Below are 23,365 nucleotides of genomic sequence, written 5' to 3'. Positions count from 1 at the left end.
AGATCACATCCGGAACACGCCGAAGCGGCTCGGTTCGATGGGTGCGTTCAGCGACGCCGACAAGGCCAGGGCCAACACGTCGCGGGTCTGCGCCGGGTCAATGACGCCGTCGTCCCACAGCCGGGCGCTGGAGTAGTAGGGGTGCCCCTGTTCTTCGTACTGATCGAGGATCGGTTGCTTGATCTCGGCTTCCTGCTCGGCGCTGAAACGATGCCCGCTGCGCTCGGTTTGCTCGCGCTTGACCTGCACCAGCACACCCGCCGCCTGTTCGGCGCCCATCACGCCGATTCGCGCGTTCGGCCACATCCACAGGAAGCGTGGATCGTAGGCCCGGCCACACATGCCGTAGTTACCGGCGCCGAAGCTGCCGCCGATGATCACGGTGAACTTCGGCACCTTGGCACAAGCCACGGCGGTCACCAATTTCGCGCCGTGCTTGGCGATGCCGCCGGCCTCGTATTTCTGGCCGACCATGAACCCGGTGATGTTCTGCAGGAACAGCAACGGAATGCCGCGCTGGCAGGCCAGTTCGATGAAGTGCGCGCCTTTCTGTGCGGCCTCGGCGAAGAGGATGCCGTTGTTGGCGAGGATCGCGATCGGGTAGCCGTGCAGGTGGGCGAAGCCGCACACCAACGTCGTCCCGAACAGCGCCTTGAACTCATCGAACGCCGAGCCGTCCACCAGTCGTGAGATCACTTCGCGCACATCGAACGGTTGCTTGGCGTCGGCCGAGACCACGCCGTACAACTCGTCGCTGCTATACAGCGGCGCGATCGGCGTACGTTGTTGCAGTTCGCCGAGCTTGCGCCAGTTGAGGTTGGCCACGCTGCGCCGGGCCAATGCCAGGGCATGTTCATCGCTTTCGGCGTAGTGGTCGGCGACCCCGGAAATCTTGCAGTGCACATCGGCCCCGCCGAGGTCTTCGGCGCTGACCACTTCACCGGTCGCGGCTTTCACCAGCGGTGGGCCAGCGAGGAAGATGGTGGCCTGCTGACGAACCATGATCGCCTCGTCGGCCATCGCCGGAACGTAGGCGCCCCCGGCGGTGCAAGAGCCCATGACCACCGCAATTTGCGGAATGCCCATGGCGCTCATGTTGGCCTGGTTGAAGAAGATCCGCCCGAAGTGTTCGCGGTCCGGGAACACTTCATCCTGGCGCGGCAGGTTGGCTCCACCGGAGTCCACCAGATAAATGCACGGCAGGCGATTCTGCTGGGCGATGGTTTGCGCACGCAGGTGTTTTTTAACGGTCAGCGGGTAGTACGAGCCACCTTTCACGGTGGCATCGTTGGCGACGATCATGCATTCGACGCCTTCCACCCGGCCGATCCCGGCAATCACGCCAGCGGCGGGAACGTCTTCGCCGTACACCGCGTAGGCCGCCAGTTGGCTGATCTCGAGAAACGGCGAACCCGGATCGAGCAGGCGATTGATCCGCTCACGGGGCAGCAGTTTGCCCCGCGAGGTGTGACGTTCTTGCGCCTTCGGGCCACCACCTTGCTGCACTTGCGCGAGCAGGGTGTGCAGGGCGTCGACCTGTTTGAGCATCGCCGCGCTGTTAGCCGCGAACTCTGCCGAACGGGGGTTGAGCTGGGTATGCAGGATAGCCATGGACAGCTCCGTTTAGCGGGTTTCGTTGAACAGTTCGCGACCGATCAGCATGCGACGGATCTCACTGGTGCCGGCGCCGATTTCATACAGCTTGGCGTCACGCAGCAGACGACCGGCCGGGAATTCGTTGATGTAGCCGTTGCCGCCGAGAATCTGGATCGCGTCGAGGGCCATTTGCGTGGCGCGCTCGGCACTGTAGAGGATCACCCCGGCGGCGTCCTTGCGAGTGGTTTCGCCACGTTCGCAGGCCTGGGCCACGGCATACAGGTAAGCGCGGCTGGCATTGAGTTGGGTGTACATGTCGGCGACTTTGCCCTGGATCAGCTGGAATTCGCCGATGCTCTGGCCGAACTGTTTGCGGTCATGGATGTACGGCACGATCAGGTCCATGCAGGCCTGCATGATCCCGGTCGGGCCACCGGAAAGCACCACGCGCTCGTAGTCGAGGCCGCTCATCAGCACTTTCACGCCGCCATTGAGTACGCCGAGGATGTTTTCTTCCGGCACTTCGACGTCATCGAAGAACAGCTCGCAGGTGTTCGAGCCACGCATGCCGAGCTTGTCGAATTTGTTGCTGCGGCTGAAACCTTTCCAGTCGCGCTCGACGATGAACGCGGTGATGCCATGCGGGCCTTTTTCCAGGTCGGTCTTGGCGTAGATCACGTAGGTGTTGGCGTCAGGGCCGTTGGTGATCCAGGTCTTGCTGCCGTTGAGTACGTAGTGATCGCCGCGTTTGTCGGCGCGCAGCTTCATCGAGACCACGTCGGAACCGGCGTTCGGCTCGCTCATGGCCAGGGCACCGATGTGCTCGCCGCTGATCAGTTTCGGCAGGTATTTGCTTTTCTGTTCATGAGTGCCGTTGCGGTTGATCTGGTTGACGCAGAGGTTGGAGTGCGCGCCGTAGGACAGGGCGACCGACGCCGAACCGCGGCTGATTTCTTCCATGGCGACCACGTGCGCCAGATAACCCAGGCCCGCGCCGCCGTACTCTTCCGGCACGGTGATGCCCAGCAGGCCCATGTCGCCGAATTTACGCCACAGGTCGGCCGGGAACAGGTTGTCGATGTCGATCTGAGCGGCGCGCGGGGCGATCTCTTTGGCGACGAAGGACTGAACCTGATCGCGCAGCATGTCGATGGTTTCACCGAGGGCAAAGTTCAGGGATGGGTAGCTCATGGGGCACCTTTTGGCTTTTTTGTAGGGTGGGGAGGGCAGTGATTCAGCTCTCACCTTTACGTTAACGTAAGCCTGTGACGAATGGCTGTCAATCACCCTTTACGTTAACGTCAACTTGAGCGAGAGTAGAGCCAGTTCTGAAAGACTGTGGCGAGGGGGCTTGCCCCCGTTCGAGTGCGCAGCGCTCGCAGATCTTGGGTCCGCTGCGCGGCCCAACGGGGGCAAGCCCCTCGCCACACAAGCCGGCTCCTACAGGTCGCCGGTACAGCCCACTAATAAAGACAATAGGGGTCGTCATGGATCAACCCAGTGCAAACCCGCAGCGCAGCTATACCCGTGGTTCCCAGGACAAAGCCTTGCTGGCGATGACCATCGGCCAGGCGTTTGATAACACCGTCGCGCAATACCCGAACGGGGAGGCGCTGGTCGTGCGCCACCAACAGCTGCGTTACACCTGGCAGCAGCTGTCGGATGCTGTTGATCTGCACGCCAGAGCATTCCTGGCGCTGGGTTTGCAAACCGGTGACCGGCTCGGCATCTGGGCCCCGAACTGCGCCCAGTGGTGCATCAGCCAGTTCGCCAGTGCGAAAATCGGCGTGATCCTGGTCAACATCAACCCGGCTTATCGCAGTTCGGAACTCGAATACGTATTGAAGCAATCCGGCTGCCAATGGCTGGTTTGCGCCGGGGCCTTCAAGACCTCCGACTATCACGGCATGCTGCAAGGGTTGGTACCGGAATTGGCGGAGCAATCCATCGGCCGCTTGCAGAGCGAACGCCTGCCGGAACTGCGTGGGGTCATCAGCCTGGATGCGCAGCCACCCTCGGGTTTCCTGCCGTGGTCGCAATTGGCCGATCTGGCAGCCAGTGTGTCGATCGAGCCATTGCACGAACGCCAGGACAGCCTGCATTTCGACCAGGCGGTGAACATCCAGTACACCTCCGGCACCACCGGTTTCCCCAAGGGCGCGACCCTCAGCCACTACAACATTCTCAACAACGGTTACATGGTCGGCGAAAGCCTCGGCCTGACCGCCGATGATCGGCTGGTGATTCCGGTGCCGCTGTATCACTGCTTCGGCATGGTCATGGGCAACCTCGGCTGCGTCACCCACGGCAGCACCATGATTTACCCCAACGATGCCTTCGATCCGCTGTTGACCCTGACCACCGTCGCCGAAGAAAAAGCCACCGCGCTTTATGGCGTGCCGACCATGTTCATCGCCATGCTCGATCAGCCCAAGCGCGCCGAATTTGATTTGTCGAGCCTGCGCACCGGGATCATGGCCGGGGCGACGTGTCCGATCGAGGTGATGCGTCGGGTTATCGGCGAAATGCACATGAGCGAAGTGCAGATTGCCTACGGCATGACGGAAACCAGCCCCGTGTCTTTGCAGACCGGTCCGTCGGACGACCTGGAATTGCGCGTCACCACGGTCGGCCGCACCCAGCCGCAACTGGAAAGCAAGATCATCGACGAGGCGGGCAATCTGGTGCCACGCGGCACCATTGGCGAGCTGTGCACTCGGGGTTACAGCGTGATGCTCGGCTACTGGAAGAACCCGCAAGCCACCGCCGAGGCTATCGATGACGCTGGCTGGATGCACACCGGCGATCTGGCGAGCATGAACGAAGAGGGTTACGTGTGCATCGCCGGGCGTAACAAGGACATGATCATTCGCGGCGGTGAGAATATTTACCCGCGCGAACTTGAAGAGTTCTTCTTCACCCACCCGGCGGTTGCCGATGTGCAGGTGATCGGCATTCCTTGCTCCCGGTATGGCGAAGAGATTGTCGCCTGGATCAAATTTCATCCCGGCCACAGCGCCACCGAACAGGAGTTGCAGGCCTGGTGCAAGGAGCGTATCGCGCACTTCAAGACGCCGCGTTACTTCAAGTTCGTCGAGGAGTTTCCGATGACCGTGACCGGCAAGATCCAGAAGTTTCGGATGCGCGAGATCAGCATCGAGGAGCTGCGCAGCAAAAACGCCTGACACATAACCAGTGTGGGGGCGAGCCTGCTTCCACATGTGGGTCGAGAAAAATAGAAAGACAAGAAAGCACAAAGGGGAGCCGAAGCTCCCCTTTAATTTTGTCGTTACGTGCTCTTTTTTTATTATTGAGGGGCGGTCTGTTGTTGTTTTTGGCAACCGTGGCCCTTTACCGCTGTTTTTGTCGATCCCCATCCGGGATCAAGAGCAAACGTATTTTTTTGAGCGCTGATCTACTTTTTCGCCAAGCGATCCAACCAGTTCGGGAGCTACCTGAAGGTAGTTTTATTGTTCTCTGCCCGGTTGCGGGTTACTCCGAAAAGCACCCTGAAAAGCACACCTTCTCCAAAAAAATCTGTTAGCTGCGTCTCTGCCGTGTTGTTCTTGTTATGTCAGAGTCGTTACGTCTTATTTTTATTGGTTTGCAGCTTTTTATTCTTGTTATGCCATAGAGATAGCAGAAGCCATGCCAACTTTGAAAAGTCCTTTAAAATCAATGATTTGATTTTTTGTGAGATTTTTCACCCGTACCAAACCTGACAATTTGTTTCCGTGTTACTCGTTTCCGCCCCACGTGCCAGAACACGCGGTAACACCCGGACACATCCACACTGTCACTGTGCGCTGCGAGCCTTGGCCACGCGAGAACCGGTAGGGCGCCCCAGCACCGCGCAAATCTGCTGGCCGGCGCGAATCAAGGCGTCCAGGTCGATCCCGGTCTCGATGCCCAGGCCGTTGAGCAGGTAAACCACGTCTTCGGTGGCGACGTTACCGCTGGCGCCCTTGGCGTACGGGCAGCCGCCAAGGCCGGCGATGGAGCTGTCGAATACCGAAATGCCTTCCAGCAGGCTGGCGTAGATATTGGCCATGGCCTGGCCATAGGTGTCGTGGAAGTGCCCGGCCAGTTTTTCCCGTGGCACGTCGGCCGAAACCACTTCAAACATCTTGCGGGTCGCGCCAGCGGTGCCGATGCCGATGGTGTCTCCCAGCGAAACCTCGTAGCAGCCCATCGCATAGAGCTCGCGAGCGACCCGGGCGACTTGTGCAGGCTTGACATCACCCTCATAAGGGCAGCCCAGCACACAGGACACGTAACCGCGCACGCTGACGCCGTGTTGTTTGGCGGCGTCCATGATCGGCACGAAGCGCTCCAGGCTCTCGCTGATCGAGCAATTGATATTACGCTGGGAGAACGCTTCGGACGCTGCGGCGAACACCGCGACTTCCTTGACCCCGGCGGCGATAGCGTCTTCAAAGCCCCGCAGGTTGGGGGCGAGGGCGCCATAGGTCACCCCTGGTTTGCGCTGGATCTGCGCGAAGACCTCGGCGGAACCGGCCATTTGCGGCACCCATTTGGGCGAGACGAAACTGCCGACTTCTATATAGCCGAGGCCAGCGGCGGTGAGCGCATCGACCAGTTGCACCTTGTCCGCGACGCTGATGGGTTGGGCTTCGTTTTGCAGACCGTCGCGGGGGCCGACTTCGACCAGGCGTACGTGGGTGGGGAGGGACATGGGAATCGACCTGTTGAGATTGTATGAATGTTCACAGAGCCCTGTAGGAGCTGAGCTTGCTCGCGAAAGCGTTAGGTCAGTCGACATCCATGTTGAAGGACATACCGCTTTCGCGAGCAAGCTCAGCTCCTACACGAGCTGCTGGCTCTTGATCGTTTGCTCCAGCGCCTGGGTGCAGCGCTCCTCGGCTGTGTCGAGTTCCAGCTTCATCTGTTCGATGTCCAGCAGTTGCTGCTCGAGTTGTTCCCGACGTTCGGCAATTTTCGCCAGCATGCTGTGCAATTGCTTGGTGTTACCGCTGGAGGGGTCATAGAGCTCGATCAGCTCGCGGCATTCGGCCAGGGAAAAACCAATGCGCTTGCCCCGCAGGATCAGCTTCAGACTGACCTTGTCACGGGGCGAATAAATGCGTTCCTGACCGCGACGCTCGGGGCTGAGCAGGCCTTGCTCTTCATAGAAGCGAATGGCCCGGGTGGTGATGTCGAGCTCGCGGGCGAGGTCGGAAATGCTATAGGTCTGGCTGCTCATGGAAGCGCTCGAAAAAGGTCATGGCGCTAAGCTAATGTCAGGTTGACGTTTACGTCAAGGGGCATGAATTGTCTGTGTAGTGACGGGCCTCTTCGCGGGCAAGCCTCGCTCCTACAGGTTTGGTGTCGATCATTTAATCGTGGTTCGACGCTAACCTTGTAGGAGCGAGGCTTGCCCGCGAAGAACAATGACACGGATTAACGTCCTACACCGTATCCAGCTTCTTCTCGTGCGCCGTGACCTGCTGGCACAACTCGATCATCTGCTCGCGCATCCAGCGGTTGGCCGGGTCCTGGTCGGTGCTTTCGTGCCAGTAGAGGTGGGTTTCCACCGGCGGAACTTCTTTGACCGGCAGGTTCACCGAGTACAAATCATGGCGACGGGCGAAGCGTTCCGGCACGGTCATGACCATGTCGGTCTGCTGTAACACCTGGGACGCCATCAGGTAATGCTGGGAGCGCAGGGCGATCTTGCGCTGGATGCCCATTTTGCCCAGGGCCAGGTCGACATAGCCCAGGCCGCTGCGGCGGCTGGAGATATGGATGTGGGTCAGGGACAGGTAATCGTCGAGGGTGAATTTCTCTTTGCCCGCCAGCGGATGGCCCTTGCGCATGGCGCACACATAACGGTCTTCCATCAACTTGACGTGGCGCACCTGCGGGTCGGTGTTGAGCGGCGCATCCACCGCGAAATCCAGGCGCCCGGCCGCCAGTTCCTTGGTGGTTTCGCGGCGTTTGGACAGGAAACTTTCGATGATCACCGTCGGCGCCAGGCGGCGCAGGCGCTGGAACAATGGCGGGAGGATCACCGCTTCGGTGAGGTCGGTCATGCTGATGCGGTAGGTCTTGACCGCCTGCAACGGGTTGAAGATGCGGCTTTCCTGCACCGACACCCGCAGCAGGGAGAGGGCGTTACGCACGGGGCCGATGATGTTCTGCGCCATCGGTGTGGGCACCATGCCCTGGGCGGTGCGCACGAAAAGCGGGTCGTTGAAGGTTTCGCGCAGGCGGGCCAGAGCGTTCGACACCGCCGGTTGAGTAATGCCGACGATCTGCCCGGCGCGGGTCAGGTTGGCTTCGGTGTAGATCGCGTCGAAGACGATGAAAAGGTTGAGGTCGACCTTGCTCAGATTCATGCGCTGCACTCTTGTTATCAGGGGCGTCTTGATCGGACCCGAGGGCCTTGGCAATCAGCCGATCATATATCGGTGATGAATGTTAATACACGCCGAGAATAGGTTAGGTAAATTTTCGTAGCTGTTCTAGCATCGATTGCATGACCTGAACAACTCCTCTGAACCCCTGTTAAAAAGGTAGAGCTGCCATGGATTTCGCTTATTCGCCCAAGGTCCAGGAACTGCGTGAGCGCGTGACTGCGTTCATGGACACCTACGTTTATCCCGCCGAAGCGGTGTTCGAACGCCAGGTCGCCGAGGGCGATCGCTGGCAGCCGACGGCGATCATGGAAGAACTCAAACTCAAGGCCAAGGCCGAAGGCCTGTGGAATTTGTTTCTGCCTGAGTCTGAACTGGGTGCCGGCCTGACCAACCTCGAATACGCGCCATTGGCGGAAATCATGGGTCGCTCATTGCTGGGCCCTGAGCCGTTCAACTGCTCGGCGCCCGACACCGGCAACATGGAAGTGCTGGTGCGTTACGCCAACGAAGAGCAGAAGCAATGCTGGCTCGAACCGCTGTTGCGCGGCGAGATCCGCTCGGCGTTCGCCATGACCGAGCCGGACGTGGCCTCGTCCGACGCCACCAACATGGCTGCCCGTGCCGTGCGTGATGGCGATGAGTGGGTGATCAACGGCAAGAAATGGTGGACTTCAGGGGCCTGCGATCCGCGCTGCAAGATCCTGATCTTCATGGGCCTGAGCAATCCGGATGCACCACGCCACGCTCAGCACTCGATGATTCTGGTGCCGGTGGATACGCCGGGCGTGAAGATTGTGCGTCCGCTGCCGGTGTTCGGTTACGACGACGCGCCTCACGGCCACGCCGAAGTGCTATTCGAGAACGTCCGGGTGCCGTACGAAAACGTCCTGTTGGGCGAAGGACGCGGCTTCGAAATCGCCCAGGGTCGCCTCGGCCCGGGCCGGATTCACCACTGCATGCGTTCGATCGGCATGGCTGAACGTGCGCTGGAGCTGATGTGCAAACGGGCGGTCAACCGCACTGCATTCGGTAAACCTCTGGCGCGTCTGGGCGGCAACATTGACAAAATCGCCGACTCGCGGATGGAGATCGACATGGCGCGACTGCTGACGTTGAAAGCGGCGTACATGATGGACACCGTCGGCAACAAAGTGGCGAAGAGCGAGATCGCGCAGATCAAAGTGGTTGCACCGAACGTGGCGTTACGGGTGATCGACCGGGCGATCCAGATCCATGGCGGGGCAGGGGTGTCCAACGATTTCCCGCTGGCCTACATGTATGCCATGCAACGCACCCTGCGCCTGGCCGACGGCCCGGACGAAGTGCACCGCGCGGCGATTGGCAAGTTCGAGATCGGCAAGTACGTGCCTAAGGAAATGATGCGCAGCGGGCACTGAGACCTGTGGCGAGGGGGCTTGCCCCCGTTCGGCTGCGCAGCAGTCGTAAATTGTACACCGCGTCTTTCCAGGAAAAATGCGGTGGCCGGTTTGAGGCCCGCTTCGCAGTCCAACGGGGGCAAGCCCCCTCGCCACAGTAGGCCCCCAAGCCACAATGTTTGGTGCTTACTTCAATACACCCAAACCTCAACCCGCCGATTCTTGATCCGCCCTTCATCCCCGCTGTTGGCCGCCACCGGCATCTCGGCGCCAAAACCGCGAATTTCGCGAAACACCACGCCGCTTTTCACCAGTTCTCGCCGCACCGCCATGGCCCGCAGTTTCGACAGCAGGTCGGCCCGCGCGGGGTCGCTCTTGGCATCGCCAAACCCTACCAGCGTCACCTGCCGATTGGCTTTGTCGTGCTGCCTTATATAGTCGAGCACCCGCGACAGGTCCTGGCGGGCCTTGTTGTCCAGCGTCGCGCTGCCTTCTTCGAAACGAAAATTCACCGTCAGCCGCTGGGCATGCCGACTGAGTGCCTGATAACCCTCGGGCATCAGCGCATTCGGTGTGACCGCCATGGCCTGAACGGTCTGCGCGATAAAACCGTTAGCCGCGACAATCGCCTGGCCTTTGCTGCTTTGGGCGAACTTGACCAAGGCCTTGGCCCAGGGATTTTTCCCGTTCGGCGGCAGGTAAAAGAACAGCCGACGGGACAGCGGGTAATCTTCCGTCGCGATCAGGCTATTGAGCGGCAGCATGGCCTGGGAGTCACCATCGACAATGGCCGCGGCTTTGGCCTGGCGCACATAAGGCAAACCGATGAAGCCGATGGCTTGCGGGTCCAGACTCACCGCGTCGGACAATTGCTCACTGGATTCGAAGCGTTTCGCGTTGCCGCTCAGCATTTTCCCACGCGGGCTGAGGACCAACTCCTTGAACGTGTCGTAGGTGCCCGATTGGTCATCCCGCGCGTAGAGATGAATCGTCCCACCGGTGCCGCCGAGCTCTTCCCAGGTTTTCGTTTCGCCGCTGAAAATTCGCGCCAGTTGCTCGGTGTTGAGCTGCTTCAGCGGATTGTGCGGATGAAGGATGATGGCCAGCCCGTCGATGGCGATGACTTGTTCGGCAACCGGGCTTTTCAGGTCGCCCAGCGGTTCGAGATCCAGTCGTTCGCTGTCCTTGATCGGCCGTGACGAGGCCGCAAGATCGGCGGAGGCGATTTTCAGGGCTTTGAATCCGGTGCTGGAACCGTGGGCCGCGACTTCCACCTCCACTCGGCGGCCCTGAGCGGTTTCTCCGACGATGCGTTGTTCGTTGGCTTTGTCCGGGGCTTCGCGGTGCACCTTGAGCAGGCCCTGTTCATGCATCAACCCCTCGACCAGCGCCGGCCCCAACGCCGCGCCAATGGTGTTGGAACCCTGGATGCGCAGCACCGGGCCGCGTTCGGGCGTCGGCAGATCACCGGCCGATACTGTCAACGGCAGCACGGCGCCGAGCAGCAGGAACAACACGCGCAGGGACATGCCGGCACCTTAATAAGCCAAAGAAAGTGCCGGGAGAATAAGTCAGTAAGGTTTCTGAACGATGACAGTGATTATTCCCACGCGGAGCGTGGGAATAATCAGCAAAACGTTATCAGCTCAACTCAAGCCAGATCGGCGCGTGATCGGAAGGCTTTTCCATTGCGCGCAGTTCGTAATCCACGCCTGCGTCCTTGACCCGAGGCAACAACCCGTTGGACGCCATGATCAGGTCAATCCGCAGCCCACGCTTGGGCTCATCTTCAAAACCGCGGCTGCGGTAGTCGAACCAGCTGAAACGGTCGGCAACCTCCGGGTTCAGGTGACGGAAACTGTCCACCAGACCCCAGTTCTTCAGGCGTGCCATCCATTCGCGTTCTTCGGGCAGGAAGCTGCATTTGCCGGTTTTCAGCCAGCGTTTCATGTTATCCGGGCCAATGCCGATGTCGCAGTCTTCCGGGGAAATGTTCACATCGCCCATCACCACGATCGGCTGGTCGTTGCTGAACTGGCTTTCCAGCAATTGCTGCAAATCGCTGTAGAAACGTTCCTTGGCCGGGAACTTGGTGGGGTGATCGCGGCTTTCGCCCTGTGGGAAATAGCCGTTCATGATGGTCACCGGCACGCCATTGGCGTCGGCGAACGTGCCCCAGATAAAGCGCCGTTGAGCGTCTTCTTCATCAGTGGCGAAACCTTTGTGCAGCGCAATCGGCTCCTGGCGCGAGAGCAGGGCCACGCCGTAGTGACTCTTCTGGCCGTGGAAATACACGTGATACCCCAGCGCCTGCACCTCGGCCAGGGGAAACTGGTCGTCGTGGACCTTGGTTTCCTGCAACCCGATCACGTCCGGCTGATGCTTTTCGATCAGCGCCGCCAGCTGATGCGGGCGAGCGCGCAGCCCGTTGATGTTGAAGGAGACGATCTTCATGGTCGGCAGTCCTGGCAAAAGTGCGATGCTAGCTGACATGTAGGAATGGGGCCAGCTTTGGGGTGAGGGGATTCGTTGTGTCCTGTCAGAGATGTGTTGGCAGATCCGGCCTCTTCGCGGGCAAGCCCGGTCGATGAAGCTCCTCGCTTGGTCTATACCTGTCTGGGGAACTGTGAAGCCACCCCAAGGCTCGTACCAAGAAGAGCGCAGCCATCTGAGCTGTGCCCCAGGGAGATCCGCCGTTATGCCCGAAACCTCGACCGCCATCGCCGATATTCACATGCTCGACAGCGGCTATTCCCGCGAAGCGCGTTCCCTGTTGTACCAGGCGTACCGGCACGAGCCGACGTTCGGCTACCTGTTCGAAGCCGAACGCCCCGGTTATGAACAGCGAGTCCGGGCGACGGTGCGCGAACTGATCAAACAGCACTTTCTGCAGGATTTGCCGGCCATCGGCCTGCTGGTGAATGACCGCTTGATCGGCATCGCCCTGATCGCGCCGCCGCAACGCCGCCTGGGCATCACCGAAAGCTGGGCCTGGCGCCTGCGGATGGTGCTCAGCACCGGGTTTCGCTGTACCCGACGCTACCTCGATTACCACGCCGCCGTGATGGCGTGCGTGCCGTCCGACTCGGTGCACGTCCTGCCATTGCTGGGGGTTCACCCGCAATTCCAGGGCAAGCACTTTGGCGAACAGTTGCTGCAAGCGGTGCACAACTGGTGCGCAGTCGATGAGCACTCCCAAGGCGTGATCCTCGACACCGGGAATCCTCGCTATCTGGAGTTCTATAAGCGTCAGGGCTATGAGGAAATCGGCGAAGTGGCCGTAGGACCGATTCGTGAGCACGTGTTTTTCCACGCCAACCCGCAGGTGTTACAAACAGCAACAGCGTAATCGCCGAACTTATGGGACAAGTCCGGCTCTATCAGGCTCCCAAGCTCGTGATAGCATCCGCGCCTATGAATGTTCCAGGAAGAATCACCAGCGGCCTGTTGATGCTGTTATCCAGCTGCGCGGCGCTGGCGCAAAGTGAATTGGATGTGCGGATCAAACCGTCCAACGATGAACTGAAGGCCAATATAGAGGGCTATATCGGTAGCCTCGGCGATCGCGATGAAGAAGCCTTGCTGCGCTTCAGTCGCGGCGCCGAAGAACAGGCGCGCAAGGCCGCCCAGGCCTTGGGGTATTACCAGCCGCAAATCGACAGCGACGTGAAGGGCGGCAAGACGCCGCGCCTGGTGCTGAACATCGATCCCGGCGAGCCGATCCATTTGCGCAACGTCACGATACGTGTCGACGGTCCTGCCGCCTCGCTCAAATCCTTTCGTGTGCCCAAAAGCGACCTGCTAATGCCAGGCGCGGTGCTTAACCATGGCCGTTACGAAGACGCCAAGCGGCTGATCCAGAACCAGGCCTCGCGTTTCGGCTTCTTCAGTGGGCGCTTCACTCGCCAGAAGCTGCTGGTGGACCCGCGCGCGGGCGTCGCCGATATCGAATTGATCTACGACAGCGGCCCGCGTTATGCGCTGGGCAAAGTCAGTTTTGAAGGCGACACGCCGTTCGACGAAGACCTGCTGCAACGCATGGTGCCGTTCAAGGCCGGTACGCCCTATGACTCGGAACTGATCGCCGAACTCAATCAGGCGCTGCAATCGAGCGGTTATTTCGAAGGCGTGCGCGTCGACGCGGCGCCAACGGCCTCCAAGGACGACGTGATCCCGGTGGCGGTCAAACTCGACACCCGCAAGCCTCGGACCATGGGCTTGGGTCTGGGGTTTTCCACCGACGTCGGCCCGCGAATCAAGGCCAACTGGACCCGGCACTGGGTCAACCCGCAAGGCGACAGCTATGGCTGGGAAGCCGAACTGTCGGCACCACGGCAGAACGTCGGGGTGTTTTACGACATTCCCCTGGACCCACCGCTGACCGACAAACTGCGCTGGGCCGCTGGCTATCAATATGAAGATATCGCTGGCACCGACTCCCGCAGCAAATTGCTGACCCTTGGCCCCGAATGGCACAGCAAGTTGCCCAGCGGCTGGCAGCGGGTGGTGTCGCTTAAATGGCAACGCGAGGAATACACACTCGGTGACGACTCGGGGCTCAGTACCTTGCTAATGCCCGGCGTGAGCTATTCGTACCTGAAAAGCGACAACCGCATCGATCCGCATAATGGCTATCGCCTGCAATTCGAAACCAAGGTGGCCAAGGAAGGATTGGGTTCGGACACCAACCTGGTGTATGGCACGGCACTGGTCAAAGGCCTGACCACGGTCTTCGATAAACACCGCTTCCTCGGTCGGGTGCAGGTCGGCGGCAGCGCCACCAACGGTTACAAATCGGTGCCGCCGTCTCTGCGCTTCTTTGCCGGTGGTGATCAGAGCGTGCGCGGTTACGACTACCAGAGCCTGTCCCCGGAGAACTCCGATGGCGACCGTATCGGTGGCCGTTACATGGTGGCCGGCAGCGTCGAGTATCAATACTCCATCGCCGAAAAATGGCGGGTCGCAACCTTCATCGACCAGGGCAACTCCTTCAACACCCTCGAACTGCCGAACCTGAAGACCGGCGTCGGTATTGGCGTGCGCTGGGTTTCGCCGGTAGGGCCGATTCGCCTCGACCTGGCCCACGCGATGGACGACGACGGCGGCATTCGACTGCACTTTTCCATGGGGCCTGAGCTGTGAAGCGTGGTTTGAAAATAGCGCTGCTGGCGATCCCGGCGCTGCTGATGCTGGTCGTGCTGGCCTTGATCATCGTGCTGGGTACGGCGACGGGCAGTCGCTGGGCGCTCGGGTTTGTGCCGGGTTTGACCGTGGAGAATTTCCAGGGCCGTTTGGGTGGACAGTGGAGCGCCGACCATCTGCTGTGGCAGCAGGACAACAGCCGGGTTGAGCTGAACCAGGCGATTTTCGCCTGGTCGCCGCTGTGCCTGACGCGCATGACGCTGTGCATCGAGCAATTGCAGGCTGAGCAGGTCAGCCTGCAATTTCCGCCAGGCGCAGAAGAGCAAAGCAGCGGGCCGATCAGCCTTCCGGACTTGAAGTTGCCGCTGGCCATCGAGTTGGGTGACGTCAAGGTCGGCCGTTTGCTGTTCAATGGCAGCGAAGAGCTCAAAGGCCTGCAACTGGCGGCGCACTGGACCGAACAGGGTTTGAAGATCGACTCGGTGCACTTGCAGCGGGATGAACTGAGCCTGAACCTGTCTGGCCTGTTGCAACCGATCGGCAACTGGCCGCTGACCGCCGAAGGCAAGCTGACCTTGCCGGCGCCGGGCACCGAACCCTGGGCACTGGCTTTGAAGGTCGACGGCGATCTGCTGAAAACCTTGAACCTGAAAGCCGACAGCAGCGGTTACCTGAACGGGCAGTTGACTGGCGAATTGCAGCCACTGGTGGAAAACCTGCCGGCAAAAGTGCGCATCACCGCTGACGGCTTCAAGGCCAGCGCCGAGCTGCCGGACACCCTGCAACTCAATCAACTGGAACTCACCGGCGATGGCGACCTGAAAAACGGCTACCAGTTGCTCGGCAAAGCCACGTTGCCTGCCGAACTTGGCCCGGTCGCGTTGTCGCTGCAAGGCAAGGTTGACGCCAAGGGCGCGCAAATCGCGGGTCTCGACCTGACCGCCAATGACAAACAAAGCCTCAAGCTCACCGGGCAACTGGACTGGAGCAAAGGCTTCAGTGCCGAAGCGAAAATCGACTGGCTGGATTTCCCCTGGCACCGCCTCTATCCGCTGATCGACGAGCCGCAAGTGGCACTGCGCAGCTTCAACGGTGAAGTCTCCTACACCGACGGCAACTACATCGGTAACTTCAAGGCCGCACTGGATGGTCCGGCCGGGGCGTTCAGCCTGAACAGCCCGTTCAGCGGCGACCTGAGCCAAATCCATCTGCCGCAATTCAAGCTCGAAGCCGGGCAGGGCAAGGCCGAAGGGCACCTGAACCTGCAATTTGCCGACGGCATCGCCTGGGATACCGCGCTGGACCTCTCGGCGATCAACCCGGCGTACTGGCTCGCGGAGTTGCCGGGTACCTTGGCGGGTCCGTTACGCAGCAAAGGCGAGATGAAGAATGAAAGGCTCAGCCTGACCGCCGACCTGGACCTGAAAGGCAAACTGCGCGGGCAGCCGGCGGTGTTGCAAGCCAAGGCTGATGGCGGCGGCGAGCAATGGAACCTCAGCGCGTTGCAGATTCGCCTGGGTGACAACAGCATCAATGGCCAAGGCAGCCTGCAACAGAAACTCGCCGGCCAGATCGACATCAAAATGCCGCGCCTCGCCCAACTCTGGCCGCAACTGCGCGGCCAGCTCAATGGTCGGGTCAATGTCGCCGGCACGCTCAAGGCACCGCAAGGCAAGCTCGCCCTGCAAGGCACGCAACTGGTTTTCGAAGACAACCGCCTGCAAAGCCTCAATCTGGATGCCACCCTCGACAGTGCCCAACGGGCGAAGATCGACCTCAAGGGCAGCGGCATTCAGACCGGCGACACGTCACTGGGCACCTTGACCGCCAGCGGCCAGGGCGACATCAAAAACCAGAAGCTGACCCTCGACCTGCAAGGACCGAAACTGAAACTGGCGCTCGGTCTTGACGGCGCGTTGGATAAAGGTAACTGGCGCGGGCGTCTGGCCAGTGGCGATATCCAGGCCGGTGGTCAGGACTGGAAGCTGCAAAACCCGGCCAGACTCGAACGGCTGGCGGACGGCAAAATCAACTTCGGTGCCCATTGCTGGATGTCCGGCCCGGCCAGCCTGTGTGGCGAAGACCAGCGCTTGATGCCGGAGCCAAAGCTGCGTTACCACCTCAAGCAGTTCCCGATCGACAGCCTGGCGCAATGGCTGCCGAAGGATTTTGCCTGGCAGGGCCGGCTCAACGCCGACCTGCAACTGGACTTGCCGGCCAGCGGCCCGAACGGCCAGATCAGCGTCGATGCCAGCGGTGGCACATTGCGCATGAAGGAAAAGGACCAGTGGCTGGACTTCCCGTACCAGACCCTGAAACTCACCAGCAAACTCACGCCAAAACGCATCGACACCGACCTCAGCTTCGTCGGTGGCAAGCTTGGTGAGCTGATGCTGCAGGCGCAGATCAACCCGTTGCCGAAGAACAAACCGCTGACCGGCTCATTCCGCCTCAATGGCCTGGATTTGTCGGTGGCGCGGCCGTTTGTGCCGATGGTCGAGAAACTCACCGGGCATTTGAACGGCAGCGGCACGCTGTCTGGCGGGTTGCTGGCGCCGCTGGTCAACGGCAACCTTGAGCTGCGCGACGGTGAAATCTCCGGGCCGGAACTGCCGATGGCGCTCCAGGCCCTGCAACTTCAAGCGGTGATTGCCGGCGAAACCGTACAGCTGAACGGCGGCTGGAAAAGCGGCAAGGCCGGGCAGGGCACTCTCAATGGCAATATCGCCTGGGGCCAGGCGCTGGTGGTGGACCTGGCGCTCAAGGGCTCGCAGTTGCCGGTCACCGTCGAACCCTACGCCGCGCTGGAAGTCGCGCCGGACCTGAAAATCTCCATGAAGGACGACAAACTCGCAATCGTCGGCAAAGTGCTGGTGCCCAAGGGCGAAATCACCGTGCGTGAGCTGCCGCCGTCGACGGTCAAGGTCTCCGATGACACGGTGATCGTCGGCCAGCAGACCGAAGAGGGCAAGCCGCCGATGGCCATGGCGATGGACATCGACGTGGTGGTCGGGGAAGACAAACTCAGCTTTGCCGGCTTCGGCCTGACCGCCAACCTGCAAGGTCATGTGCACATCGGCGACAACATGGACACACGCGGCGAGCTCTGGCTCAACGACGGGCGTTATCGCGCCTACGGCCAGCGCCTGACGGTGCGCCGGGCCCGCCTGTTGTTTGCCGGTCCCATCGATCAGCCGTACCTGGACATCGAAGCGATTCGCCAGACCGACGACGTGATTGCCGGCATTCGCTTGAGCGGCAGTGCCGAACAGCCGACCACGCAGATTTTTTCCGAGCCGGCGATGAGTCAGGAGCAGGCGTTGTCCTACCTGGTGCTGGGGCGTCCGCTGAGTACCACCGGTGAAGACAACAACATGCTCGCCCAGGCCGCCCTCGGCTTGGGTTTGATGGGCAGCTCCGGGGTCACTAGCGGGTTGGCCAAGGATCTGGGCATTCAGGACTTCCAGCTCGATACCCAAGGCAGCGGCAATACCACCAGTGTGGTGGCCAGCGGCAACATCTCCGAGAAGCTCAGCCTGCGTTATGGCGTAGGCGTGTTTGAACCGGCCAACACCATCGCCTTGCGTTACAAGCTGAGCAAAAAAGTCTACCTCGAAGCCGCCAGCGGCGTGGCCAGTTCGCTGGACATCTTCTACAAGCGGGATTTCTAACCCCCTGCGCGATCCCTGTGGTGAGGGGGCTTGCCCCCGTTGGGCCGCGCAGCGGCCCCAAAACTTGCCATTTCATTCCTTCTGAAACCCTGCAAATCGAAAAGCGACGACTGCTTCGCAGCCGAACGGGGCGGTGCGGCGTTCCGACAAGCCCCCTCGCCACAGAGATTTGTGGTGGTCGGTCGTGCGCCTTTTATCAGTCGAATACAAAGCATCCTAACTATTGCGTTGACATTGGCTGCCTAAGCAGTAATATCTCGACATACATTCACTGCCTAGGCAGCTAATTGGTGGTCCGATGAAACATTTCTCCTCATACGATTTCCATAATTGCCATCTCGGCCTCTTGCTCGGACGCGCCGCGCTGCTCAAGGACCGGATCATCGACACTCACATGGAACCCCACGGCATCACCGCCGCGCAGTTCAAAGTGTTGATCATCATGGCCCAGTTCGGCGTCGATACCCCGGCCGAGCTGTGCCGCCACCTGTCGCTGGACAGTGGTTCGATGACCCGCATGCTCGATCGTCTGGAACAGAAAGGTTTCCTCGCCCGCCAACGCTCCGAAGCAGACCGCCGTCAGGTGCAACTGGTGCTGACCGAACAAGGTCAACAGTTGACTGACCGTCTGCCGGAAATCGGCGCCGATGCCATGAATGAACTGGCCGGGGCCATCACCCCGGAAGAATTGAAAGCCCTGGAACACATCCTGAAGAAAATCCTGGTAGCGGCGGGTGACTCGATCACCTTGCTGCGGGTAGGTGGCAATGAACAGTAAACGCCTGCGTACCGGACTGAGCCTGGTGCTGTTGGCCATGAGCGTCGCCGGTTGCGCCAGTTACAGTGGCCTGAGCACCGAAGGTGTCAGCCTCGATGCGAAGAACCTCAAGGCCGGGCAGTCGCTCAATGGCGTGACCCTGACACCCGCCGCATGGCCGAAAAGCGACTGGTGGAAAAGCCTCGGCGACCCGCAGCTCGACGGCCTGATCCGCGAAGCCCTGCACGACAGCCCCGACATGCAAATCGCCGACGCCCGCGCTCACCAGGCCAGTGCTGCCGCCTACGCCGCCGATGCTGCACGGATGCCCACCCTCGATGCCAATGCCGGTGTCAGCCGTTCGCGTCTGGCCCGCGACAAAGACCCGAGCGGGCAGGGTGGCACTTACTCCACCGTGCGTAATCTCGGCGCCAGCTTCAATTACACCTTCGATCTCTGGGGCGGCCAGCGCGATGCCTGGGAAGCCGCGTTGGGCCAGGCCCGCGCCGCCGAAGTCGATCAGCAGGCCGCGCAACTGACCTTGTCCGCCGACGTCGCCCGTGCCTACAGCGATCTGGGGCAGGCGCACATCATCCATGACCTGGCCAGCGAAGACCTCAAGCGCACCAAACAAATGCTCGACCTCAGCCAGCGTCGCCTGAGCTCGGGGATCGACAGTCAGTACCAGTTCCAGCAAACCGAAAGCCTTGAAGCCAGCGCCGAAGCCAGCCTGATCGACGCCGAGAAACGCCTGCAAAGCGCGAAAATCGCCTTGGCGGTGCTGCTGGGCAAAGGCCCGGATCGCGGCAACGAAATCGCCCGGCCGAAAGTCCTTCAGGCCAGCGCCGTTGCATTGCCGTCGGTATTGCCGGCCGAACTGCTCGGTCGTCGTCCCGACCTCGTGGCCGCGCGCTGGCGGGTCGAGGCCGCGAGCAAGAACATCGCCGCTGGCAAAACACAGTTCTATCCCAACTTGAACTTGAGCGCGGCGGCGGGTGCCGAATCTTTACTGGGCGATGCGATGTTTGGATCGGCGAGCCGTTTCTTCAACATCGCGCCGACGATCTCGGTGCCGATTTTCGACGGCGGCCGCCTGCGTGCCAACCTCGATTCCCGCGACGCCGATTACGACCTCGCGGTGGCGCAGTACAACAAAAGCCTGGTGAAAGCTTTAGGCGATGTCAGCGACACCATCAACCAGTTGCACGATATCGGCCGGCAAATCGGTGCCCAGCAACACGCCACCGACATCGCCCGGGATTCTTACAACACCGTGGTCCAGCGCTACGGTTCCGGCATCGGCAACTACCTCGACGTGCTCAGCATCGAGCAGCAGTTGCTCCAGGCCCAGCGTCAGCTGGCCAACCTGAATGCCGAGCAGATCGACCTGTCGATTCAACTGATGCAAGCGCTGGGTGGCGGATTTCAGGGCGACACCCTGACCGCCGCCAACGCAACCCCAGCCACGCAGCACAACTAATTCAAGGTACTCGTCATGGCCACTGTCGATACAACTCAAGCCCCTGACAACGCTCAAGACACGAGCAACCCGCGCAAGCGCAAAGTGATGCTGTTTGTCCTGACCATCATGGTGATCCTCGCCGGAGCCGGCGTCTGGGGTTATCACCAATTCTTCGGCCGCTGGAGCGAAAGCACCGATGACGCCTACGTGAACGGCAACGTGGTGGAAATCACGCCGCTGGTCACCGGCACCGTGGTCAGCATCGGCGCTGACGATGGCGATTTGGTCCATGAAGGCCAGGTGCTGATCAACTTCGATCCGAACGACGCCGAAGTCGGTCTGCAAAGCGCCCAGGCCAACCTGGCCCGCACTGTGCGCCAGGTGCGCGGTTTGTACAGTGACGTCGACGGCATGAAAGCCCAGGTCAATGCGCAGCAGGCCGAAGTGCAAAAGGCTCAGGAGAACTTCAATCGGCGGAAAAACCTCGCTGCCGGCGGGGCGATTTCCCAGGAAGAGCTGTCCCACGCCCGTGATGACCTGACCTCGGCGCAGAACGCCCTGGCCAACGCCCAACAACAGCTCAAGACCACCAGCGCGCTGGTCGATGACACAGTGGTGTCGTCGCACCCGGACGTGATGGCCGCCGCTGCGCAAGTGCGTCAGGCGTACCTGAACAATGCCCGCAGCACCTTGATCGCGCCGGTCACCGGTTATGTCGCCAAACGTACCGTGCAACTCGGTCAGCGTGTCCAGCCGGGCACCGCGCTGATGGCGGTGATTCCGCTGGATCAGCTGTGGATCGACGCGAACTTCAAGGAAACCCAACTGCGTGACATGCGCATCGGGCAGCCGGTGGACATTGAAGCCGATCTCTACGGTAGCAACGTCAAATACAGCGGCACCATCGACAGCCTCGGTGCCGGGACCGGCAGCGCGTTTGCCTTGCTGCCGGCGCAGAACGCCACCGGTAACTGGATCAAGATCGTGCAGCGGGTGCCGGTGCGGATTCACGTCAATGCCGAAGAACTGGCCAAGCACCCGTTGCGGGTCGGCCTGTCGACTCAGGTCGAGGTGAACCTGCGCGACCAGAGCGGTCCGGTGCTGGCGCAGCAGCCACCGCAAAAGGCTTCGTTCAGTACCAATGTGTATGACCGTCAGCTGGTCGAGGCCGACGCGATGATCACCCAATTGATCCACGATAACAGCGCCGCGGTCAGCAAAACCGCGCACCGCTGATTCGCCATCACACCGACCCTGTGGGAGCGAGCTCCCTCTCCACAAAGCTCACTCCCACAAGGTCAGCTGCGTCAGTGACAGGCGCTGTGCCAATCCCGCTCCAAAAAAATCAGCTCCAAAGGATTCGCGATGAGCCATAACGCCTCTTTCTCGCCGCCCAGCCTGGTGCTCAGCACCATCGGCCTGTCGCTGGCGACGTTCATGCAAGTGCTCGACACCACCATCGCCAACGTGGCTTTGCCGACGATTTCCGGCAACCTGGGCGTGAGTTCGGAGCAGGGCACCTGGGTGATCACCTCGTTTGCCGTGAGCAACGCCATCGCGCTGCCGCTGACGGGTTGGCTCAGCCGGCGCTTTGGTGAGGTGAAACTGTTTCTCTGGGCGACGATGCTGTTCGTGCTGGCGTCGTTTCTGTGCGGTATCTCGACTTCGATGCCGGAGCTGATCGGCTTTCGGGTACTGCAAGGCCTGGTGGCCGGGCCGTTGTACCCCATGACCCAGACGCTGTTGATCGCGGTCTATCCGCCCGCCAGGCGCGGCATGGCCCTGGCGTTGCTGGCGATGGTCACGGTGGTGGCGCCGATTGCCGGTCCGATCCTCGGTGGCTGGATTACCGACAGCTACAGCTGGCCGTGGATCTTCTTCATCAACGTGCCGATCGGGGTTTTCGCCGTGATGGTGGTGCGCCAGCAACTCAAGGCGCGTCCTGTGGAGACCAGTTACCAGCCGATGGATTACGTGGGTCTGATCACCTTGATCATTGGCGTTGGCGCATTGCAGGTGATTCTCGACAAGGGCAATGACCTGGACTGGTTCGAGTCGAACTTCATCATCATCGGCGCGGCTATTTCGGTGATTGCGCTGGCAGTGTTCGTGATCTGGGAAATGACCGACAAACACCCGGTGGTCAACCTGCGGCTGTTCGCCTACCGCAACTTCCGCATCGGCACCATCGTGCTGGTGGGCGGATACGCCGGGTTCTTCGGCATCAACCTGATCCTGCCGCAATGGCTGCAAACCCAGATGGGCTACACCGCCACCTGGGCTGGCCTGGCGGTGGCACCGATCGGCATTTTGCCGGTGGTGTTGTCGCCGTTTGTCGGTAGGTACGCGCACAAATTCGACCTGCGATTGCTGGCCGGTGGCGCGTTCCTGTGCATCGGTTTGAGTTGTTTCATGCGCGCCGGGTTTACCAACGAAGTGGACTTCCAGCACATCGCCCTGGTGCAGCTGTTCATGGGCATTGGCGTGGCGCTGTTCTTCATGCCGACCTTGAGCATTTTGATGTCGGACCTGCCGCCGAGCCAGATTGCCGACGGCGCGGGGCTGGCGACCTTCCTGCGGACCCTGGGCGGTAGTTTTGCGGCGTCGTTGACCACCTGGATCTGGATTCGCCGGGCCGATCAGCACCATGCGTATCTGAGTGAAAGCATCACCACCTATGAGCCGGCAACCCGGGAGGCGTTGAACACGCTGGGCGGGGCGGGCAACCCGGCCTACGCGCAACTGGATCATGTACTGACCAGCCAGGCGTACATGCTCTCCACCGTGGATTACTTCACGTTGCTGGGGTGGGCGTTCATGGGCTTGATTCTGCTGGTATGGCTGGCGAAACCGCCGTTTGCGGCGAAGGCGGGGCCGGCTGCTTCCGGCCACTGAGTGACCTCTTGTAGGAGCGGGGGGGGGGGGGGGGGGGGGGGGGGGGGGGGGGGGGGGGGGGGGGGGGGGGGGGGGGGGGGGGGGGG

General features: G+C 60.9%; 16 protein-coding genes. 9 read left to right on the top strand and 7 right to left on the bottom strand.

Annotated features, from left to right (window positions below; translation table 11 throughout):
* Positions 1–3 precede the first annotated feature (3 nt).
* Together AC07V0_RS09290 and AC07V0_RS09285 are read right to left on the bottom strand one after the other, a co-directional pair.
* Positions 4–1,611 carry a carboxyl transferase domain-containing protein gene (locus tag AC07V0_RS09290; protein ID WP_086945009.1) on the bottom strand — a complete coding sequence of 536 codons (1,608 nt, stop codon included), beginning with the start codon at positions 1,609–1,611 and terminating at the stop codon, positions 4–6.
* 12 nt (positions 1,612–1,623) lie between these two features.
* The gene (locus tag AC07V0_RS09285; RefSeq protein ID WP_007940933.1) at positions 1,624–2,787 is read right to left on the bottom strand and encodes an isovaleryl-CoA dehydrogenase; all 1,164 of its coding nucleotides are present in this window, start codon (positions 2,785–2,787) and stop codon (positions 1,624–1,626) included.
* A 296-nt stretch (positions 2,788–3,083) separates the two neighbouring features.
* Between AC07V0_RS09285 and AC07V0_RS09280 the strand changes: the two genes are divergently transcribed.
* Positions 3,084–4,781: an AMP-binding protein gene (locus tag AC07V0_RS09280; protein ID WP_086945007.1), complete on the top strand. Its 1,698-nt coding sequence runs from the start codon at positions 3,084–3,086 to the stop codon at positions 4,779–4,781.
* A 611-nt stretch (positions 4,782–5,392) separates the two neighbouring features.
* On the opposite strand, the gene AC07V0_RS09275 is transcribed toward AC07V0_RS09280, so the two are convergent.
* The 3 genes from AC07V0_RS09275 to AC07V0_RS09265 all read right to left on the bottom strand — a co-directional run bounded on the left by AC07V0_RS09275 (position 5,393) and on the right by AC07V0_RS09265 (position 7,955).
* Entirely contained in the window at positions 5,393–6,292 is a 900-nt protein-coding gene (locus AC07V0_RS09275) for a hydroxymethylglutaryl-CoA lyase (protein ID WP_086945006.1), read from the bottom strand.
* Between the two features lie 129 nt (positions 6,293–6,421).
* Entirely contained in the window at positions 6,422–6,820 is a 399-nt protein-coding gene (locus AC07V0_RS09270) for a MerR family transcriptional regulator (protein WP_007904077.1), read from the bottom strand.
* Positions 6,821–7,025: 205 nt separating this feature from the next.
* Positions 7,026–7,955, bottom strand: a complete 930-nt coding sequence (locus AC07V0_RS09265; RefSeq protein ID WP_018925462.1) for a LysR family transcriptional regulator — start codon at positions 7,953–7,955, stop codon at positions 7,026–7,028.
* Between the two features lie 188 nt (positions 7,956–8,143).
* Between AC07V0_RS09265 and AC07V0_RS09260 the strand changes: the two genes are divergently transcribed.
* Positions 8,144–9,373 (top strand): acyl-CoA dehydrogenase, encoded by a 1,230-nt coding sequence (locus AC07V0_RS09260; RefSeq protein WP_086945005.1) that lies wholly within the window; start codon positions 8,144–8,146, stop codon positions 9,371–9,373.
* Positions 9,374–9,543: 170 nt separating this feature from the next.
* Here the strand turns inward: AC07V0_RS09260 and AC07V0_RS09255 are convergent, their stop codons facing one another.
* Positions 9,544–10,881, bottom strand: a complete 1,338-nt coding sequence (locus AC07V0_RS09255; RefSeq protein ID WP_086945004.1) for a substrate-binding domain-containing protein — start codon at positions 10,879–10,881, stop codon at positions 9,544–9,546.
* Between the two features lie 112 nt (positions 10,882–10,993).
* On the bottom strand, positions 10,994–11,806 hold the full coding sequence (gene xthA, locus AC07V0_RS09250) for an exodeoxyribonuclease III (protein ID WP_018925465.1): 813 nt from the start codon (positions 11,804–11,806) through the stop codon (positions 10,994–10,996).
* 244 nt (positions 11,807–12,050) lie between these two features.
* Between xthA and AC07V0_RS09245 the strand changes: the two genes are divergently transcribed.
* From AC07V0_RS09245 to AC07V0_RS09215, 7 genes are all read left to right on the top strand, one after another.
* Positions 12,051–12,701, top strand: coding sequence for a GNAT family N-acetyltransferase (locus AC07V0_RS09245; RefSeq protein ID WP_018925466.1), 651 nt, complete (start codon positions 12,051–12,053; stop codon positions 12,699–12,701).
* 65 nt (positions 12,702–12,766) lie between these two features.
* Positions 12,767–14,494 (top strand): autotransporter assembly complex protein TamA, encoded by a 1,728-nt coding sequence (locus AC07V0_RS09240; RefSeq protein ID WP_207238872.1) that lies wholly within the window; start codon positions 12,767–12,769, stop codon positions 14,492–14,494.
* On the top strand, positions 14,491–18,165 hold the full coding sequence (locus AC07V0_RS09235; protein ID WP_086945002.1) for a translocation/assembly module TamB domain-containing protein: 3,675 nt from the start codon (positions 14,491–14,493) through the stop codon (positions 18,163–18,165). The genes AC07V0_RS09240 and AC07V0_RS09235 overlap by 4 nt, the downstream gene beginning before the upstream one ends.
* A 298-nt stretch (positions 18,166–18,463) precedes the next feature.
* A complete protein-coding gene (locus AC07V0_RS09230) occupies positions 18,464–18,943 on the top strand; it encodes a MarR family winged helix-turn-helix transcriptional regulator (protein WP_018925477.1) in 480 nt (159 codons plus the stop codon).
* Positions 18,933–20,402, top strand: a complete 1,470-nt coding sequence (locus tag AC07V0_RS09225; RefSeq protein ID WP_086945001.1) for an efflux transporter outer membrane subunit — start codon at positions 18,933–18,935, stop codon at positions 20,400–20,402. Before AC07V0_RS09230 ends, AC07V0_RS09225 begins: the two co-directional genes overlap by 11 nt.
* A 15-nt stretch (positions 20,403–20,417) precedes the next feature.
* Complete coding sequence (locus tag AC07V0_RS09220; protein ID WP_086945000.1) at positions 20,418–21,620, top strand: HlyD family secretion protein; 1,203 nt, start codon at positions 20,418–20,420, stop codon at positions 21,618–21,620.
* Between the two features lie 129 nt (positions 21,621–21,749).
* Entirely contained in the window at positions 21,750–23,279 is a 1,530-nt protein-coding gene (locus AC07V0_RS09215; protein ID WP_018925480.1) for a DHA2 family efflux MFS transporter permease subunit, read from the top strand.
* Positions 23,280–23,365: the final 86 nt, after the last annotated feature.

It is taken from the genome of Pseudomonas sp. GW821-FHT01E10 (genome assembly GCF_059422365.1).
The sequence above is the reverse complement of the archived record's forward strand: the minus strand, read 5'-3'. Positions and strand labels throughout refer to the sequence as shown.

Excerpts from the sequence above, each read along its gene's own strand:
- AC07V0_RS09290 (WP_086945009.1), bottom strand. The coding sequence starts at position 1,611 with ATGGCTATCCTGCATACCCAGCTCAACCCCCGTTCGGCAGAGTTCGCG.
- AC07V0_RS09285 (WP_007940933.1), bottom strand. The coding sequence starts at position 2,787 with ATGAGCTACCCATCCCTGAACTTTGCCCTCGGTGAAACCATCGACATG.
- AC07V0_RS09280 (WP_086945007.1), top strand. The coding sequence starts at position 3,084 with ATGGATCAACCCAGTGCAAACCCGCAGCGCAGCTATACCCGTGGTTCC.
- AC07V0_RS09275 (WP_086945006.1), bottom strand. The coding sequence starts at position 6,292 with ATGTCCCTCCCCACCCACGTACGCCTGGTCGAAGTCGGCCCCCGCGAC.
- AC07V0_RS09270 (WP_007904077.1), bottom strand. The coding sequence starts at position 6,820 with ATGAGCAGCCAGACCTATAGCATTTCCGACCTCGCCCGCGAGCTCGAC.
- AC07V0_RS09265 (WP_018925462.1), bottom strand. The coding sequence starts at position 7,955 with ATGAATCTGAGCAAGGTCGACCTCAACCTTTTCATCGTCTTCGACGCG.
- AC07V0_RS09260 (WP_086945005.1), top strand. The coding sequence starts at position 8,144 with ATGGATTTCGCTTATTCGCCCAAGGTCCAGGAACTGCGTGAGCGCGTG.
- AC07V0_RS09255 (WP_086945004.1), bottom strand. The coding sequence starts at position 10,881 with ATGTCCCTGCGCGTGTTGTTCCTGCTGCTCGGCGCCGTGCTGCCGTTG.
- xthA (WP_018925465.1), bottom strand. The coding sequence starts at position 11,806 with ATGAAGATCGTCTCCTTCAACATCAACGGGCTGCGCGCTCGCCCGCAT.
- AC07V0_RS09245 (WP_018925466.1), top strand. The coding sequence starts at position 12,051 with ATGCCCGAAACCTCGACCGCCATCGCCGATATTCACATGCTCGACAGC.
- AC07V0_RS09240 (WP_207238872.1), top strand. The coding sequence starts at position 12,767 with ATGAATGTTCCAGGAAGAATCACCAGCGGCCTGTTGATGCTGTTATCC.
- AC07V0_RS09230 (WP_018925477.1), top strand. The coding sequence starts at position 18,464 with ATGAAACATTTCTCCTCATACGATTTCCATAATTGCCATCTCGGCCTC.
- AC07V0_RS09225 (WP_086945001.1), top strand. The coding sequence starts at position 18,933 with ATGAACAGTAAACGCCTGCGTACCGGACTGAGCCTGGTGCTGTTGGCC.
- AC07V0_RS09220 (WP_086945000.1), top strand. The coding sequence starts at position 20,418 with ATGGCCACTGTCGATACAACTCAAGCCCCTGACAACGCTCAAGACACG.
- AC07V0_RS09215 (WP_018925480.1), top strand. The coding sequence starts at position 21,750 with ATGAGCCATAACGCCTCTTTCTCGCCGCCCAGCCTGGTGCTCAGCACC.